The sequence below is a fragment of the Polaromonas sp. P1_F9 genome (genome assembly GCF_056405615.1).
The window spans coordinates 100080-116617 of record NZ_JBFUBT010000006.1; the positions used below are offsets into that span (position 1 = coordinate 100080).

The 16538-nt window shown below is 62.1% G+C and carries 13 protein-coding genes; 11 read left to right on the forward strand and 2 right to left on the reverse strand.

The window, feature by feature from the left end; all coding sequences use genetic code 11:
- Positions 1-112: 112 nt before the first annotated feature.
- The gene (locus tag AC1DYR_RS17865; protein WP_477706284.1) at positions 113-1759 is read right to left on the reverse strand and encodes an MBL fold metallo-hydrolase; all 1647 of its coding nucleotides are present in this window, start codon (positions 1757-1759) and stop codon (positions 113-115) included.
- A 183-nt stretch (positions 1760-1942) separates the two neighbouring features.
- On the opposite strand from AC1DYR_RS17865, the gene dapF reads away from it, so the two are divergent.
- From dapF to AC1DYR_RS17880, 3 genes are all read left to right on the forward strand, one after another.
- The gene (dapF, locus tag AC1DYR_RS17870) at positions 1943-2830 is read left to right on the forward strand and encodes a diaminopimelate epimerase (RefSeq protein ID WP_477706285.1); all 888 of its coding nucleotides are present in this window, start codon (positions 1943-1945) and stop codon (positions 2828-2830) included.
- Between the two features lie 81 nt (positions 2831-2911).
- A complete protein-coding gene (locus tag AC1DYR_RS17875; RefSeq protein ID WP_477687243.1) occupies positions 2912-3607 on the forward strand; it encodes a DUF484 family protein in 696 nt (231 codons plus the stop codon).
- Positions 3608-3631: 24 nt separating this feature from the next.
- Positions 3632-4687 carry a tyrosine recombinase XerC gene (locus AC1DYR_RS17880; RefSeq protein ID WP_477706286.1) on the forward strand — a complete coding sequence of 352 codons (1056 nt, stop codon included), beginning with the start codon at positions 3632-3634 and terminating at the stop codon, positions 4685-4687.
- Between the two features lie 32 nt (positions 4688-4719).
- Here AC1DYR_RS17880 and AC1DYR_RS17885 read toward each other — a convergent pair whose 3' ends face one another.
- Positions 4720-6495 (reverse strand): sensor domain-containing diguanylate cyclase, encoded by a 1776-nt coding sequence (locus tag AC1DYR_RS17885; protein WP_477706287.1) that lies wholly within the window; start codon positions 6493-6495, stop codon positions 4720-4722.
- 193 nt (positions 6496-6688) lie between these two features.
- Here AC1DYR_RS17885 and AC1DYR_RS17890 point away from each other — a divergent pair, with 193 nt between their 5' ends.
- From AC1DYR_RS17890 to AC1DYR_RS17925, 8 genes are all read left to right on the forward strand, one after another.
- Complete coding sequence (locus AC1DYR_RS17890) at positions 6689-7879, forward strand: class I SAM-dependent rRNA methyltransferase (protein ID WP_477706288.1); 1191 nt, start codon at positions 6689-6691, stop codon at positions 7877-7879.
- Between the two features lie 283 nt (positions 7880-8162).
- Positions 8163-9239, forward strand: a complete 1077-nt coding sequence (locus tag AC1DYR_RS17895; protein WP_477706289.1) for a CobW family GTP-binding protein — start codon at positions 8163-8165, stop codon at positions 9237-9239.
- Between the two features lie 341 nt (positions 9240-9580).
- Entirely contained in the window at positions 9581-10612 is a 1032-nt protein-coding gene (dksA, locus tag AC1DYR_RS17900; RefSeq protein ID WP_477706290.1) for an RNA polymerase-binding protein DksA, read from the forward strand.
- Between the two features lie 39 nt (positions 10613-10651).
- Positions 10652-12499, forward strand: coding sequence for an STAS domain-containing protein (locus AC1DYR_RS17905; RefSeq protein ID WP_477706291.1), 1848 nt, complete (start codon positions 10652-10654; stop codon positions 12497-12499).
- 489 nt (positions 12500-12988) lie between these two features.
- Positions 12989-13417: a division/cell wall cluster transcriptional repressor MraZ gene (gene mraZ, locus AC1DYR_RS17910; protein WP_457281642.1), complete on the forward strand. Its 429-nt coding sequence runs from the start codon at positions 12989-12991 to the stop codon at positions 13415-13417.
- Positions 13418-13426: 9 nt separating this feature from the next.
- Positions 13427-14344, forward strand: coding sequence for a 16S rRNA (cytosine(1402)-N(4))-methyltransferase RsmH (gene rsmH / locus AC1DYR_RS17915; RefSeq protein ID WP_477706292.1), 918 nt, complete (start codon positions 13427-13429; stop codon positions 14342-14344).
- A gap of 160 nt (positions 14345-14504) precedes the next feature.
- A complete protein-coding gene (ftsL, locus tag AC1DYR_RS17920) occupies positions 14505-14807 on the forward strand; it encodes a cell division protein FtsL (protein ID WP_477706293.1) in 303 nt (100 codons plus the stop codon).
- Positions 14804-16537, forward strand: a complete 1734-nt coding sequence (locus tag AC1DYR_RS17925; RefSeq protein ID WP_477706294.1) for a peptidoglycan D,D-transpeptidase FtsI family protein — start codon at positions 14804-14806, stop codon at positions 16535-16537. The genes ftsL and AC1DYR_RS17925 overlap by 4 nt, the downstream gene beginning before the upstream one ends.
- Position 16538 lies beyond the last annotated feature (1 nt).

The following is a 16538-nucleotide window of genomic DNA, read 5'->3' on the forward strand; positions in this document are numbered from 1 at the left end:
TATATACCCTTACGTACGGTCCAAGGTTTAGCAACTTTCACGCCACAGTAGTGCGGGTACTCGGTGGTGGCTTGCAAATCAATAGCGATGCCCAACGCCTGTTCAGAAATTGCTAATGGACAAGGCCCAGCTCACGCACGCGGTCCGCGTGCGCCAGCAGCGAGCGTTTGGCCACCGGCCAGATACGCGGGTCCACGTCGTCGTAGGCGCCTGCGACCCAGTCGTCGATCGTGCCTTCCGGGTGGGCCTGCATCACGCGCATAATCTTGGCTTCGCGCTGCAGGCGATGCGCCTTGAGCCGGGCAATAGCATTCTTTGCGTCCGCCAGTACGTAGCCATGCGCCGGGGCAATGAAGCCGATCTGGTGTTCATCGCAGGCGGCGCTCAGCGCATCCAGGGAATCCAGGTAGGCGCTCATGTCGCCGTCGGGCGGGTCAATGACCGTGGTGCTGCCGTTGAGGATGTGGTCGCCGCTGAACAGCAGGCCGTCTTCCACCAGCACCAGGCACACATGGTTGGCGGCATGGCCGGGTGTGTGCAGCACCTTCAGGGTATGGGTAATTTCTCCTTCCAGCCCTTTGCTGGCGAGCGCGAGCAGCTCCTGATTTGATAGCGGTCGGTCTGGCGAGAAGGCGCTGGCGGCGCGCGCGGTGGGTGCCGAGGGCAGGCCCAGAATCGGCGGCGCAACGCTGCACATGGCCTGCAGCGGTTTGGCGCCGGGTGAATGGTCGGGGTGCGAGTGGGTGCACACAATCATGCGGATGTCGCCGCCGGCCGCCCGCCAGAGGCGCTGCAGGTGCTCGTGATCGGCCGGGCCGGGGTCGATGGCGATGTAGCCGCTGCCCGGGTCGCCGACCAGGTAGCTGTTGGTGCCCGGCCCGGTCATCACGCCGGGGTTGGGCGCCGTCAGGCGCATCACGTTGTGGAGCAGCGCCACAGGCTGTGATGTCTGCCAGTCGAGTGCGTGCACGATCTGCCCGTCGGGGCAGGTCAGCGCCAGCTCACCATAGGGCGCTTCGTGTTCCATATAGCGTGCCTCCTTGCCGGCCAGCAGCCCGGCACGCGGGCAGGAGGTCCAGAGCGGGACTTCGGACGCGCAGGCCGCCAGCACCGAGGCTACGTCGGGATAGTGCTGCAGCCTTTCCAGTGTGCGTATGGTGGGAAAGATGATGAAGAATCCCCCTGCCGCGTGCCGCGCCAGCGCCTCGGTCGGCCGCACCCAGACCGGCTCAAACTGCTCAGCCTCGTCGGCCACCGGGCTTTGCCCTTCGGGCATGCGCGCAACGAGAAAAGGCACGTCAAAGCGGCGCGGCAGGTCGCGGTCGGTGACCCAGTGCGCCAGCACAAATACCTGGTCACCGGCCAGCGTCAAGCCGCGCTCCCGGCATTGCACGGCGAAGGGCGCCTTGCGATCCAGCGAAGCGATGTCGGCGGTCGTGGCATAACTGCCGTCGGCATGGCGCGCCAGCAGCACGCCGAGTTCCTCAAAACTTTCGCGAATGGCGGCGATGGCCTGGGTCAGGTGCAGATCGCTTTGCGTGGCCCGCCGCGTGGACTGTGCATGCGCCAGGGCATCGGCCGGGTCGATGCCGCCGCCGGGGAAAACATAGGCCCCCGGCGCAAAACTGGCGGTCATGGAGCGCCGTGTCATCAGGACTTCGATGCCGTGCGGGGTGTCGCGCAGCAACAGCACGGTGGCCGCCGGTCGTACAGGCGCGGGTTCGCGCGAAGGATGGAGCAGTTGGGAAGGACGTGGCATCCGCAAATTATGGCTTCGGGGCTGCGTTGGCGTTGAGGGCGGGTTTTGGAGGGTTTTCTGCTCTGCAATGCCCAGGGCAAACCAGGCGTATTGCCCCGAATTCCTTCAAAACAACGGCCGGTGGGCGCGAAATGGCCGATTCACCTCTTTAAGTGCTGCCTTCGCACCGCAGATAATTCCCCCATGCGAATCCGATTCACCAAAATGCAGGGCGCGGGCAATGACTTTGTCATGCTCGATGAAACCCGTGCCCCGCTGGGCCTTTCCACCGCGCAATACCGTTTCCTGGCTGACCGCCACTTCGGCGTGGGCGCCGACCAGATTCTCTCGGTGCGGCCGCCGCCTGCGGATGCGGGGGAGGGTATCGACTTCGAGTATGTGATCCACAACGCCGACGGCGGTGAGGTTGAGCAGTGCGGCAATGGCGCGCGCTGCTTTGTGCGCTTTGTCCGGGAGCAGGGCCTCACGGCCAAGGAAGTTGTGAGGGTCAAGACCCTCGGCGGCATCATCGAGCCGCGCATGCAGGCTGACGGGCGCGTCACGGTCGACATGGGCGCGCCGGTGTTTGACCCGGTGCGGATTCCTTTTGATGCGACTGGCCTCACGCCCGTGGCCCAAGGCTCATGGAAAAAATGGCCGTTAGCGCTTGATGGACGGGCGCAAACAGCTCCTCTTTTGATAGCGGCTTTGTCGATGGGTAACCCGCATGCGGTACAGCTGGTGGATGACGTGGACGCTGCGCCGGTGCTGCAAACCGGCCCGCTGATTGAAAACCACGTGCGTTTTCCGCGCCGTGTGAACGCCGGCTTCATGCAGGTGGTTTCGCGCAGCCAGATCCGCCTGCGGGTCTACGAACGCGGCGCGGGCGAGACACTGGCCTGCGGCACGGGCGCCTGCGCGGCGGTGGTGGCGGGCGTACGCTGGGGCCTGCTGGATACGCGGGTCGACGTGATGACGCGGGGCGGCCAGCTCACCATCGAATGGCCGGGAAAACTCGACGCGCCGGTCATGATGACGGGGCCGGCCACCACGGTATTCGAGTCCGAAATCGAGATTCCCGACGGGATTTGAAAACAGCCTTTCGACGAAAGCGGATGTAACGCGGGCACCCCGCGCCTTTGCGCCCGCCACAAAACTGAGGACAATGCCTGCATGAATCCAACCGAACACCCCATCACCGAAGACGACATCGCCAACTTCCTGGCCAACACGCCCGACTTCTTCGAGCGCCACGCCGAACTGCTGGCTTCGGTGCAGCTGTCCAGCGGACACGGCAACCGTGCCGTCAGCCTGCAGGAACGCCAGGCGCTCATGCTGCGCGAAAAGATCAAGGGTCTGGAAACGCGGATGGTCGACATGATCCGCCATGGGCAGGACAACGTGGCCATTGCCGACAAGATGCAGCGATGGACACGCAAGCTGTTGCAGGCGACGCAGGCACGCGACCTGCCGGGCGCCATTGTTGAAGGCATCACTGGCGAATTCCTGATCCCGCAGGCCGCCATCAAGGTCTGGGACGTGAACGGGATTTTTTCGGATGAAAGCTTTGCGACCGATGTGAGCGAGGACGCCAAAACCTTTGCATCGTCATTGAGCGCACCTTACTGCGGCGTCAATTCGGGCTTCGAGGCGGTCAACTGGCTGCCCGAGCCCGCGGTGGCGTTGTCGATCGCGTTGATACCGCTGCGCGCCGCAGCGGGCGCGGAAGTCTCGGGCCTGCTCGTGCTGGCCTCGCCCGACCCGGAGCGCTTTCACAGCGGCATGGGCACGGATTTCCTGGAGCGCCTGGGTGAACTGGCCGGTGCGGCGCTGACGCGGTTGCGGCCCCAGCCGGTTGCTGCCGAATAGGCACCGGGGCCATGCACCACGGCCATGACGCAGACACCGCTTCCCGATTCTGAATCCAGCGGTGGGCAGCCGGCGCTGCCGCCTTCCGATCCGCTGGTCGAGCGTTACCTGGAGCATGTGCGCGTGGAAAAGCGCCTGGCCCAGCGCACCGTGGAGCTCTACGCGCTCGACCTGCAAAAGCTCGAAGCCAACGCACACCAGGCCAGGGTGGCGCTGGTGGCGGTGCAAAACGTGCACATGCGGCGCTGGGTGGCGCAAATGCATGGTGCGGGGCGCAGCGGCCGCGGCATTGCGCTCATCCTTTCAGGCTGGCGCGGCTTTTACACTTGGCTGGGCCGCGAAGGCCTGATCAGCGGCAACCCCGTGCAGGACGTGCGGGCGCCCAAAGCCGCCAAGCCCTTGCCCAAAGCCCTGAGCGTGGACGAAGCCGTGCAGCTCGCGGGCTACCAGGCCGGCGCCGCCGATGGCGACCCGCAGCTGGAACTGCGCGACCAATGCATCACCGAACTGCTGTACGGCTGCGGGCTGCGCATCGGCGAGCTGGTGGGCCTGGATGTGAAGGCCAGTGCGCAGGCGCGCGGCTGGATCGACACGGATGCAGCCGAAGCGCATGTGCTGGGCAAGGGGTCCAAAAGGCGCAGCGTGCCGGTCGGTCGGGCTGCGCTGCAATCACTGCAGCAGTGGCTTGCCGCGCGGGCCGGCTGGGCGCGTGAAGACCATGCGCTTTTTATCAACCGGCGCGGCACCCGACTGACGCCACAGCACATACGGGTGCGGCTGAAGCAGCGCTCGCTCAAAGCGGGGCTGGCCACGCCGGTGCACCCGCACATGCTGCGCCACTCCTTTGCCAGCCATGTGCTGCAGTCCAGCGGCGATTTGCGCGCGGTTCAGGAGCTGCTGGGACATGCCAACATCACGACCACGCAGGTCTATACCCGGCTGGATTTCCAGCACCTGGCAAAGGTGTATGACGCGGCGCACCCGCGCGCCCTGTCGAAAGCCGGAAAGGCCGGCGCAGGCGCGCCGGCATCACCAGGAAGCCTGGCGAAGGCGGACAAAGACGGTAAAGACAAAGCCTGAGCATGGCACCAGCACTGGTGCCCAGGCGGTGCTCAGGCCGGACTGGGACGGTCGCGCCTTGCCGGCCGTGCCGGCGGCACGTCCCCGAGCATGAACACCGCCCGCTTGCTGTCGGCCGGGGCGGCGGCCAGGCGCTCTTCGAGTTGGGTCAGCAGGGCCTGGGCGTTGGAGCCCTGGTAGGGCACCAGGGCGTACGCGACATGCACCTGTGCGACGCAGTCCACGTGCAGTCCTTTGTAGGGCATGAGGCAGCGCGCCACGATGCGCGGCCCAAGCGTGCCGGCGTCCTCGGCATTGAAGGGGCCTTCGACCAGCATGCCGAAACGCCGCTCCGACAGCCGCGCGGCGCTGTCGATTTCGCGCGCGGTGGACAAAAGGCGCTCAGCCACGTGCAGCGGCAGTTCTTCGGCGGCCTTGCGCCCGAAGTCGCGCTGGATCTGCTCGGAGTTGACCAGGTCGATGATCATCACAGCGCTTTGGTGGCGCAGCCGTTCGGAACGCGCAATCATGCGGATCAGGCGCTCGGCAAACACGTGGCCGTTGATCAGGCCGGTGGCCGGGTCTACCCGGTCCAGACCCTGGATGCGGCGGATGTTTTCGCGCCGGTGCTGGCTGCGCAGCATCAATACCAGCATGGCGATGGGCAAATGCAGCGCCACGCCCAGCTGCATGCCGTGCTGCGTCAGAAAACCGATGGGCACCAGTTCGGCATTGCGGGCCATGGTCCATCCGGCGGCGGCCAACACCGGCACATACGCCAGCATCAGCCAGGGCGCGAACCTGTCGCCACGCCGCCAGGCCCAGCCCATGACCAGCACGCTGCTGAATTCCAGCAGCAGCACGATGGGGATGAACAGCCCCATGCGCGAGGCAGATGGCACCAGCGCCAGCACCACAGCCGCCAGCACGCCCAGCGCGGCCTGGCCCACCATCAGCCAATGCAGGCGCAATGAGCGTTCGGGCAAGGCCACCACCGCGGAAATGAACAGCAGGGTGGCCGACACCGCTAGCATGGGCAGCACGGATGTCGAAATGTCGCTCCACCCCGGCCACGCCGGCCACAGGTGCAAGCCCGCGATGCCGGTGACGGTCGCCTGTGTCAGGCCCATCAAGGTCACGCAGAGGGCGTAGTAACCGTACGCGGTGTCGCGCAGTGAAATGGCGCCCAGCGCCGAGATCAGCGCCGCCAGCCCCGTCAGCCCGAAGAAGATGCCCAGGATCAGGGAAACACGCTGTTCTGAGTGGCTCAGGTGCCCCTCGCTGATGAACTGCAGCGGCGCGCTGAACGCATGGCCGTTCTCCAGGCGCAAAAGGTAATGGGTGGGTACCTCGGCCGACAGCGCGATGGGTAGCAGGGGATGGCGGTGCGGCACCGGCCATTTGTCTACCGCCACCAGGTCGCCGGCGCGCTGCTCGTTCCAGCGGCCGACACCGTCCAGGGTATACAGCGAAGCCCGGTCGATGGATGGGTAGGGAACCTCAAGGTACCAGCGCTCTGCGTCCGGCGCCGGCGGCACGTTAAAGCGCACCCACATGGCCTGGCCGCTGGTCACCGGGTAGATCGCGTTGCCGTGTGTCGGCTTCCAGGGGAGGTCGGGTGTGGCGGCAACCTGCTCGGGAGTGAACTGGCCGGTCGTGTCTATCCAGTAATCGCCCCAGTCCTGCAGTGCAACAGGTTCTGTCTGGGTGTCCAGGTCCAGTATGGTGCGCGACCGTGCATCCAGGCTGGTCAGCGCCAGCAGCGAGCCCATGAACAGGCTGATAACCAGCCCCAGCAACAGGGTGCGGGCGGGTGCGGGCGTGCGCATGGCCGGGCTTGCCGGCGGCCCGTGTTTCTTCCATTGCCGCGAAAATGAGGTCAAAAACATTAACCTGCGATTGTCGCAAAACTTTCACGAAAATTACATCGAACTGTCAAACCGCTGTCAGCCGGCTCATTTGTCAGCGTGGACGCTCCGTGCCCAGGAAGGGGGCGATGCCGTCAGCCGCGACAATAGCGGCATGAAAATAATTCGACTGCGGGACGGCAAGGAGCGCTCATTGCTGCGGCGCCATCCCTGGATTTTTGACGGCGCCATCGCCAAAGGGGGCGGTGACGCGGGCGAGACCGTGCGGGTGGAAAGCCATGCCGGCGAATTTTTGGGCTGGGCAGCGTTCAGCCCGGCCTCCAGGATCCGGGCCCGGGTCTGGAGCTTTGACGAAGCCCAGCGCATCGACGCGGCCTTCTTTTCAGCGCGCATCGCCCAGGCCCTGAAAGCACGGGAGCTGTTTGACATCCAGAGCGACGGACGGCGGCTCATTCACGGCGAATCCGACGGCCTGCCAGGCTTGGTGGTGGACCGTTATGCAGACACGCTGGTGGCGCAGTTTTCCAGCTGTGGCGCAGAAAAATGGAAAAGTGTGATCGTCGAAGCCCTGCTGGCCCAGACCGGCCTCACGCGCCTTTATGAACGATCCGACGCCAGTTCACGCGCCCTGGAAGGCTTGCCGGAAGTCACCGGATGGTTGGCGGGCTCGGGTGAAACCGGCATCACCATCACCGAACACGGCTGGAAGCTCAGCCTGGACGTGGCCGAGGGCCATAAAACCGGCTTTTACCTGGACCAGCGCGATAGCCGGCAGAAGTTTGCCGCCTACACGCGCCGTTTGCAGTTTGGCCAGGTGCTCAACTGCTATTGCTATACCGGCGGCTTCACCGTGGCCGCGCTGGCTGGCGGCGCCGGGCACGTCACGTCGATTGATTCGTCCGGCCCGGCGATTGAGCGGGCCCGGGCCAATGTGGCACTGAACGGGTTTGACGCCAGCCGCACTACCTTGCTGGATGCCGATGTCAACGCCTCGCTGCGCCAGTACCAGAAGGAAGGCCGGATGTTCGACGCCATCGTGCTGGATCCACCCAAATTCGCACCCACGGTGACGCATGCCGAACGTGCCGCCCGTGCCTACAAGGACATCAACCGGCTGGCGTTGTCGATTCTGGCGCCCGGCGGCGTGCTGTTTACCTACTCGTGTTCGGGTGGGGTCAGCGCCGACCTGTTCCACAAGATCGTGGCCTCGGCCGGTATCGACGCGGACGTGGACGCTTTCATCTCCGAGCGTATGGGCGGCGCGCCGGATCACCCCATGACCGTGGCTTTTCCCGAGGGCGAATACCTCAAGGGGCTTGTGCTGGTGAAGCGGGTGGGTGGCTGATTTTTAGTAAAAAGTGCCTGTAGCCCAGTCTGCATATTGGCACAAAGCTACAAAAAAGATAGCAAACAGGGCCGCGGGATGAGCGTGGCCGGCGAGCCGGAATCCGGGCCGGAGAGTAACTGGGCGCGACACCGGGGCTTGACACGGTCTGTAAAGTAACTGTTGGCCGAGCTGGTATTGCCGGGCTCGCCCCGGTTGGCCTTGAACCCACCGCTAAACTCCCCAGCTTGGGTGCTTGAACCGCTCCGCGCCCCTCTTGATTCCCCCATATTTAGGTAACACCATGAGCTTGATCCCCGTCACCATCCTCACCGGCTTTCTGGGCTCCGGCAAGACCACCTTGCTCAAGCGCGTGCTGACCGAAGCCCACGGCCAGAAGATCGCCGTGATTGAAAACGAATTCGGCGAGGAAAACATCGACAACGAAATCCTGGTCAATGACACCGAAGAAAACATCATCCAGATGAACAACGGCTGCATCTGTTGCTCGATCCGCGAAGACCTGCGCGAAACACTGCAATTGCTGGCCGCCAAAAAGCGCAAGGGCCTGCTCGACTTTGAGCGCGTGGTCATTGAAACCACCGGGCTGGCCGACCCGGGCCCGGTGGCGCAGACGTTTTTCATGGACGAGGAAATTGCCGAGCAGTACCTGCTCGATTCGATCCTGACCCTGGTCGACGCCAAACATGCCGCAACCCAGCTCAACGACCGCCAGGAGGCGCGCCGCCAGGTCGGGTTTGCCGACCAGATATTCATCAGCAAAACGGACCTGGTGGCCAGGGACGAAGTGGACGCGCTGATGCACCGCCTGAAGCACATGAACCCGCGCGCGCCCCAGAAAGCGGTGCATTTCGGGGAAGTCGCCATCAAGGACGTGTTTGACCTGCGCGGCTTTAACCTCAATGCCAAGCTGGACATCGACCCCGACTTCCTCAAGGAAGATGACCATGCCGGGCATGACCACGATCATGACCATGAGCACGGGGAGCACTGTGATCACCCTTCACATGCCCACGATGCCAAAGACGGGCATGAGGGCCATGGCCACCATCACCACCACGACGATGACGTCAAGAGCTTTGTGTTCCGGTCCGACAAGCCCTTCAGCCCCGCCAAACTGGAGGATTTTCTGGGTGCAGTCGTCAACATTTACGGCCCGCGCATGTTGCGCTACAAGGGTGTGCTGAATATGGAGGGCACCGACCGCAAGGTGATTTTCCAGGGGGTGCACCAGCTCATGGGCAGCGACCTTGGACCCGCCTGGGCGGAGGGCGAGAAGAAAAACAGCAAGATGGTCTTCATCGGCATCGATTTGCCCAAAGATATTTTTCTGCAGGGCCTGGAGCAATGCCTGGTTTGAGGTAGGCTGTCCGCCTGTGGCCTGTAAAAGGCGGAGGGCTCCATGTTTGTCTCGATTCTCCAACGATTTGTTCCAAGGGTGCTACGGCAGGCTGCGCAGCCGCTACAATCGCGCGCCGACCAAAATACCCGGAAAATCGATTCGGGAGGCCAGCCAGGCACAAAATCGGCTACAAAGCGGATTGAAACCCACCCAGGTGTGGTTTTCGAGGCTGGCAGGCGGCAGACAAACCAGGAAATCTGGCAACAGGTAGGGTTGAACTGCGCTGTAGCGGTTTGGCCAGGAAACCGCCGCGGGGGGCCATGGGCCATTCCGGGGCTGCTTCCCAGAGGAGACACATTGTGAAAGCCCAAGCAAAAAAGACCAAGACACCTGCCAAACCGGCCGCCAAGCCTGCATCGAAAGCCAAGCCGGTGCCAAAGGCCGCCGCCAAAGCTGTGAAGAAAGCGGCCAAACCTGTTGCCAAAGCCAAGCCGGCACCCAAACCCGTTGCCAAAAAAGCCGCCAAGCCGGCTGTCAAGGCTGCTTCCACGAAAAAGCCTGCCACCGCAGCTGTCAAGAAAACCGCTGCCAAGCCCTTGCCCAAAGCAAAGGCCGTCGCCAAACCCGTCAAGCCCGTGCTCAAATCTCCCCCAAAACCTGCGGCAAAGCCTGTTGCAAAATCAGCTGCCAAGTCCGTTGCAAAACCGGCCGTAAAACCGGCCCCCGTCGCCGTGGTTGCACCCGCCCCGGCACCGGTCAGGGCCGGGCTGATGGCCCCGCCTCCACTGAAACCCGGCAGGCGCAGCTCCGCCCGGGTGGCCACTCAATCACCCCCTCCCGCACCCATGGTGCCAACCCATGCGCCTGACGCAGCCAAAGCCAGTTACTCCACAATGACCGAACGCGTGATCGCGCCGCCACCCCAGGCGGCGGCCAAAAAAGACCCCAAGCTTGCCAACAACTGGAAGACCAAATCCGCTGAGCAGCTGAGCGACGACGAAGTCAAGGCGATGCCTGACTCCGAGTACATGAACGAAAAGCAGCTTGCATTCTTTCGCCACAAGCTGTCGGTGCTCAAGCAGGACATCCACAACAGTGCCGGCGAAACCACCGAGCACCTGCGCGAAGACACCGTCGTGGTTCCCGATCCGGCTGACCGCGCCACGATTGAGGAAGAGCACGCCCTTGAATTGCGCACCCGCGACCGGGAACGCAAACTGCTCAAGAAGATCGAACAGTCGATTGCCCGCATTGACTCCGGCGACTACGGCTATTGCGATGAAACCGGCGAACCCATCGGTGTGGGCCGGCTGATTGCCCGCCCCACGGCCAATTTGTCCCTGGAAGCACAGCAACGCCGGGAACTCAAACAGAAGATGTTTGGCGATTGATCCCAGATTACCGGTTGAAGTTTATTTAATCGTCCTGCCATGTCCAAAGAAGATACCGCTTCAGGCTTGCTCTCCAAGATGGTGAAGTTCGTCCGGAATCCGGCCACGAACTGGTCGGATCTGGACGGCGCGCAAACAGACCGAGACGAAGCTATGAGCAAGCAATTGCTCAAGGAAATGATTGAGCGCAAGCGGCAAAACGACTTCGTGCGCAAGCGCGAATTCGACATGCTGCGCAAGATGCGCAAGCGTGAAGCCATGGTGGGCGTGGGCCAGGACCCCGGTGGCCGGCCCTCGTTCTTCCAGAGCAGCATGCCCTCCAAGCCCGACGACAGGGCCACCACGCTCAAGAAGATCGACGAGATCGAAGCGCAGATGTCCATGCAGTGGTGGAAAACCAAGAATGGCGGCATGCCCGACAACTCGGTGCACGCGCCCTTGCATAGCCCTTCAACGCAGGCGCCCCCCATGCTGGACAATGCATTGCCCACTGCATACAGGGCCACGGCGCCGGCAGGTTTGCAGCAGCTGAACGCAGCCAGGTTGGCCGCCGAGCAGCAGGCGGCTAGGGAAGCCGCTCACGAGCCCTCCCAGACCCAGCCCGATTCCCTGTCTGTTGCGCTGGCTGCAGCCCGGTCTACGCCGCCTCCCCAACCTCCTGCCAAACCTCCCGCCATTGGCGGCCTGGCGGGTATCGGCGGCAGTTACGACAGCGGCGGCGGTTCATCCGGCTTTTCTCCTTCCAAGCTCACTGCGGTGGACGTGGAGGAAGTGGTTGCCCATGACGCAGAGCTGGAGGAGGCCGCTATCCGGTTTGCCAATGGCGACGATGCGGGTGCCGAAGCCGGCCTGCTGGAGATTCTTGCCCCCGGTGCCGTACGCGCGGGCCACCCGGATACATGGCTGACCTTGTTTGACCTGTACCGGGCTACGGCCCAACAGGATAAGTTTGAAACGGCGGCCATCCAGTTTGTCGAGCGGTTTGACCGTTCGGCTCCGCAGTGGTTCTCCATGCCTGACATGGTGAAAATGCTCAGCGTTCCGGCGCAGGGCAAGGCTGCCACCAATGCCAATGGCCCCGCTGTTGATTGGGTCTGTCCCTCTGTGCTGGGTATACAGACCGTGGCAGCCCTCAAGGCGGCCACCGCCAAGGCGCCCATGCCATGGCGTCTGAACTGGAACAACCTCAAAACCATCGAGCCTGATGCTGTCGAGCCTTTGTACAAGGTCTTCAGTGGGTGGGCGACCCAGCCTGTTCAGCTGCGTTTCATGGGTGATACGCAGTTGCAGAAGGTGCTGCAGAACGCCACCCCTTCAGGCAGCCGCGATACCGCCCAGCAATGGTGGCTTTTGCGCATGGAGGCGCTGCGTGTAACGCATCGCCCCGACGACTTTGAATTGGCCGCACTCGACTTCTGCGTCACCTACGAGGTTTCCCCGCCAGCCTGGGACAGTGCACGTTGCGAATACAAGCCGATCGATGCGCAGGGCGGCGTCACGGATGGGCAGGCTATCATTGGCGACGTGTACCGTGATTCCGTGTCCTCCAGTCTGAGCGCCATTGATGGAGACACTCAAATGGATGCCCCGAGTTCACAGATGAGCAATGTGCTGTCGGTCGAACTGTCAGGCCAGATCCAGGGTGATGCGATAGCGGTGCTGGACAAACTGGAAGTCAAGCTGATGGGCGCAGACATGATGCTGATCTCCTGTGCCAAGCTCATTCGCGTGGATTTTTCGGCTGCGGGAACGCTGCTGAACTGGGTGTCGGCCCGCGAAGAGGAAAACCGGTCAGTGCAATTCACGGAAGTCAACCGCCTCGTTGCAGCGTTCTTCAATGTGATCGGCATCACTGAGCACGCAAGGGTCACCGTCCGCATCGACTGACCTTGCGGCCTTTCTACTGGCCGATTTGGGTAGTGTTGTCATGCCATTCGGCGTCTATGCCGGGATTGGGCCCGCCAGGTCTCCCCTCGTGCTTTCTGCACCGCACCCTTCAAAAAAACACGCCATTCCTGCGGTCACGCCCATTCTTGTTATGTGGGGGCCGTTACCTGCTATATTTTTTATAGCTATGCCGTGCTTGCCCTTGTGCAAAAACAAGTCGCTGAGCGGTCGAATGGATGGGAATAGTCCCACTTTTTCCCGTTTTGACGAGCGCCCAGTTGCCGGTGCTTAAAGCAATACTTTCAGTGCACCGTCTAAGTGCTTAATTTAGAACACTTTTTAATGTAGGCCCTAGATCCGAAGATACTCCTAAGTCCTTGATTTCATTGAAAAAATTTGTTTCAAATCCCTTGTTTGCAAATGGTTTCCTGCTAAAGTGGGGAAAAGTGCAATTTAGTGGTGAAAAGTGTTTTTCAAGGATTTGTAGCAGTGTTTCAGGGCGCTTCATCGTTAGTTCTCGATACCAAGGGTAGGCTCTCCGTGCCTACCAGGCATCGTGACGTGCTGAGCGCCACCGCTTCCGGCCAACTCACCATCACCAAACATCCCCACGGTTGTCTCATGATTTTTCCCCGCAACGAGTGGGAAAAATTCCGCGACCGCATCGCTTCGTTGCCGATGCAGGCGCAATGGTGGAAGCGCATCTTCCTCGGCAACGCAATGGACGTCGACATGGACGCCACCGGCCGTGTGCTGGTGTCGCCCGAATTGCGCGCGGCTGCCGGCATCAGCAAAGATACGGTGCTGCTGGGCATGGGTGGTTATTTTGAGCTTTGGGACGCCGCCACCTATGCAGCCCAGGAGGCCGAGCAAATGAAGGGCGAGATGCCCGATGTCTTCAGAGACTTCTCGTTCTGAAAGAAGACGGTGAACGGCACATGGACACACCGCACCGTCTTGTTGAACGAAGCCATAGCGGCGCTTCTTGTCAACCCGGACGGCCACTACGTCGACGCGACCTTCGGGCGCGGCGGGCATTCGCGGTTGTTGCTGTCGCAGCTTTCACCCCAAGGACGGCTTACCGCCTTCGACAAGGATCTCGACGCCATTGCCGAGGCAAACACCATCACCGACCCGCGCTTTTCCATTCGTCACGAGGGTTTCATGCATTTGGGTCAGTTGCCCGTCGCCAGTGCGGCCGGCGTGCTGATGGATCTGGGTGTGAGTTCACCGCAGATCGACAACCCGGTGCGCGGTTTTTCTTTTCGGCAAGAGGGTCCTTTGGACATGCGCATGGACACCACGCGTGGCCAGAGCGTGGCCGAGTGGCTGGTGGATGCATCCATAGAAACCATGGCGGAGGTGATTCGTGAATATGGCGAAGAACGGTTTGCTCAACAGATTGCAAAGGCGATTGATCGTCGCCGACAGGAACGGGGCCCTCTTCGAACCACCGCTGAGCTGGCCGAAGTCGTGGCTGGCGCGGTCAAAACCCGCGAGCCGGGCAAGGACCCTGCAACGCGCACATTTCAGGCTCTTCGGATTTTCATCAACGCCGAGCTTGAAGAGCTGCAACAGGCGCTAGCTGCGTCGCTGAAAGTTCTCCAACCGGGAGGCCGTCTGGTGGTGATCAGTTTTCATTCGCTCGAAGACCGCATCGTCAAGCAGTTCATCGCCGCACATTCGCGCGAGGTGTTCGACCGTCGCGCGCCTTTCGCCGAACCCAAGGCCATGCAGCTCAAGGCGCTTGGCCGCACCAAGCCCAGCGAAGAAGAGGTCGACGGCAACCCACGCTCCCGCAGCGCCGTGATGCGCGTGGCTGAGCGCACCGAGGTGACGGCATGAACCCCGTAGTACGCGAAGCGACAAACGTGGGGGGCCTACAAAGGGCGACAGGCATTTCATGCCAGCCAGGGCCGCGGAACCGGCTTTGCCGGGCCGCAGGCGCAGCGGCCCCCTCGGGGGGCAGTGCATTACACGCAGTGAAAAGCGTGGGGGCCACATCATGGCCAGACTGAACCTTGTGCTGCTGCTCGCAGTGTTGGCCAGCGCGCTATATCTTGTGCGCACCCAATACGAATCGCGCCGCCTTTATGTCGAGCTTGAAAAGGCGGCCGCGGAGAGTCGGAAAATCGAAACAGACAACGAGCGCCTGCAAGTTGAAAAGCGCGCGCAGGCTACCCCCCTGAAAGTGGAGAAGCTGGCCAAAGAGCGCCTGCAAATGCGTACGGTGACGCCTGCCATCACGCAATACGTGACCTACAAGGACGAGCCTGTGGCATCGGCACCGGGGGGCGTCAAGCCATGAGCCGCAGCGTGCTTTACTCGTCGAGCCCCTTGCTGGCCAGCAAAACGCCCGTCTGGCGCAGTAAATTCATTGTGGCCGGCGTAGCGCTGGCTTTTGCCGGGCTGGCGGGGCGGGCGGCCTACATCCAGATTTTCGGCAATGAGTTTTTCCAGCGCCAGGGCGAAGTGCGATTTGCGCGTACGCTGGAGCTGCCTGCCAATCGCGGCCGCATCCTTGATCGCAACGGATTGATCCTCGCTTCCAGCGTGCCGGCGCCCAGCATCTGGGCCATTCCGGAAGACGTCGAAGCGAGCAAGACGCAACTGGCCGAACTGGCCAGGCTGCTGGAAATGCCATTGGCTGAGCTCAACAAAAAGTTGGGCGAAGAGGACAAGACCTTTGTCTGGATCAAGCGCCAGGTTGATGAGCCCGTTGCGCAAAAAATTCACGCGTTGGGCATCAAAGGCATTTACCAACGCAAGGAATACAAGCGCCAGTATCCGGAAGGTGAAACTGTGGCCCATGTGGTGGGTTTTACCAATGTTGAGGATCGTGGCCAGGAAGGCATTGAGCTGACCTTCAACAAGGACCTGGCCGGGAAGGCGGGATCACGCCGCGTGATCAAGGACCGCCTGGGCCGCGTCGTCGAAGATGTCGGCGAGCAGGTGCATCCGGTCGAAGGCAAAGACATTCAGCTCAGTATTGACAGCAAGGTGCAATTCTTCGCGTACCAGAAGTTGCGTGACGCGGTTATCGCGCGCAAGGCCAAGGCCGGCAGCGTTGTTGTGCTGGACTCCACGACCGGCGAGGTGTTGGCCCTGGCGAACTATCCCAGCTACGTGCCAGACAAGCGGAAAAACCTGACGGGTGAACAGTTGCGCAACCGCGCCCTGACCGACACATTCGAGCCCGGTTCCACCATGAAGCCTATCACGGTCGCCATGGCGTTGGAGGCCGGACGCATCAAGCCGCAAACCATCATCGAAACCGGGCCCGGCCGTTACAGCATCGGCGGCTTCACCATCAGCGATACGCACAACTACGGCACGCTGACGGTTGAAGGTGTCATCCAGAAATCCAGCAACGTCGGGGCGTTGAAGATTGCGCAAAAGATGAGCCCGCAGGAAATGTGGGAAACCTACATGGCGCTGGGTTACGGGCAAAAACCGCAAATCCAGTTTCCCGGTGCCGTGACGGGGCGAGTCCGGCCCTGGAAAACCTGGCGCCCTGTCGAGCAGGCGACCATGGCCTATGGTTACGGCTTGTCGGCCTCGCTGTTCCAGATGGCGCACTCCTACACCGCGTTTGCGCACGACGGCCAGATCATTCCTGCCACCATGCTCAAAAGCAGCGAGCCCGCCGTGGGTGTACAGGTCTTTTCTGCAGAGAACGCGCATGCCGTTCGCCGGATGCTGCAAATGGCCGCCGCACCCGGTGGTACTGGCCCGTTGGCGCAAACGGTGGGTTATTCGGTAGGCGGAAAATCGGGAACGGCGCACAAGCAGGTCGGCAAAGGTTATGCCACCAACAAATACCGCGCATGGTTTACAGGCATGGCGCCTATCGAGGCCCCGCGCATCATCGTTGGCGTGATGATCGATGAGCCCAGTGACGGCAATTACTTTGGTGGTGTGGCCGCTGCACCTGTCTTCAGCGAGGTGGTGCAGCAAACGCTTCGCATGATGGGCGTGCAGCCTGACATGAGCGTCAAGCCGCAAATCACCACCCAGGCTGTGGAGGAGTCGTTTTGAG

Coding starts and splice junctions, on each gene's coding strand:
- AC1DYR_RS17865 (WP_477706284.1), bottom strand. CDS start 1,759: ATGCCACGTCCTTCCCAACTGCTCCATCCTTCGCGCGAACCCGCGCCT.
- dapF (WP_477706285.1), top strand. CDS start 1,943: ATGCGAATCCGATTCACCAAAATGCAGGGCGCGGGCAATGACTTTGTC.
- AC1DYR_RS17875 (WP_477687243.1), top strand. CDS start 2,912: ATGAATCCAACCGAACACCCCATCACCGAAGACGACATCGCCAACTTC.
- AC1DYR_RS17880 (WP_477706286.1), top strand. CDS start 3,632: ATGACGCAGACACCGCTTCCCGATTCTGAATCCAGCGGTGGGCAGCCG.
- AC1DYR_RS17885 (WP_477706287.1), bottom strand. CDS start 6,495: ATGCGCACGCCCGCACCCGCCCGCACCCTGTTGCTGGGGCTGGTTATC.
- AC1DYR_RS17890 (WP_477706288.1), top strand. CDS start 6,689: ATGAAAATAATTCGACTGCGGGACGGCAAGGAGCGCTCATTGCTGCGG.
- AC1DYR_RS17895 (WP_477706289.1), top strand. CDS start 8,163: ATGAGCTTGATCCCCGTCACCATCCTCACCGGCTTTCTGGGCTCCGGC.
- AC1DYR_RS17905 (WP_477706291.1), top strand. CDS start 10,652: ATGTCCAAAGAAGATACCGCTTCAGGCTTGCTCTCCAAGATGGTGAAG.
- ftsL (WP_477706293.1), top strand. CDS start 14,505: ATGGCCAGACTGAACCTTGTGCTGCTGCTCGCAGTGTTGGCCAGCGCG.
- AC1DYR_RS17925 (WP_477706294.1), top strand. CDS start 14,804: ATGAGCCGCAGCGTGCTTTACTCGTCGAGCCCCTTGCTGGCCAGCAAA.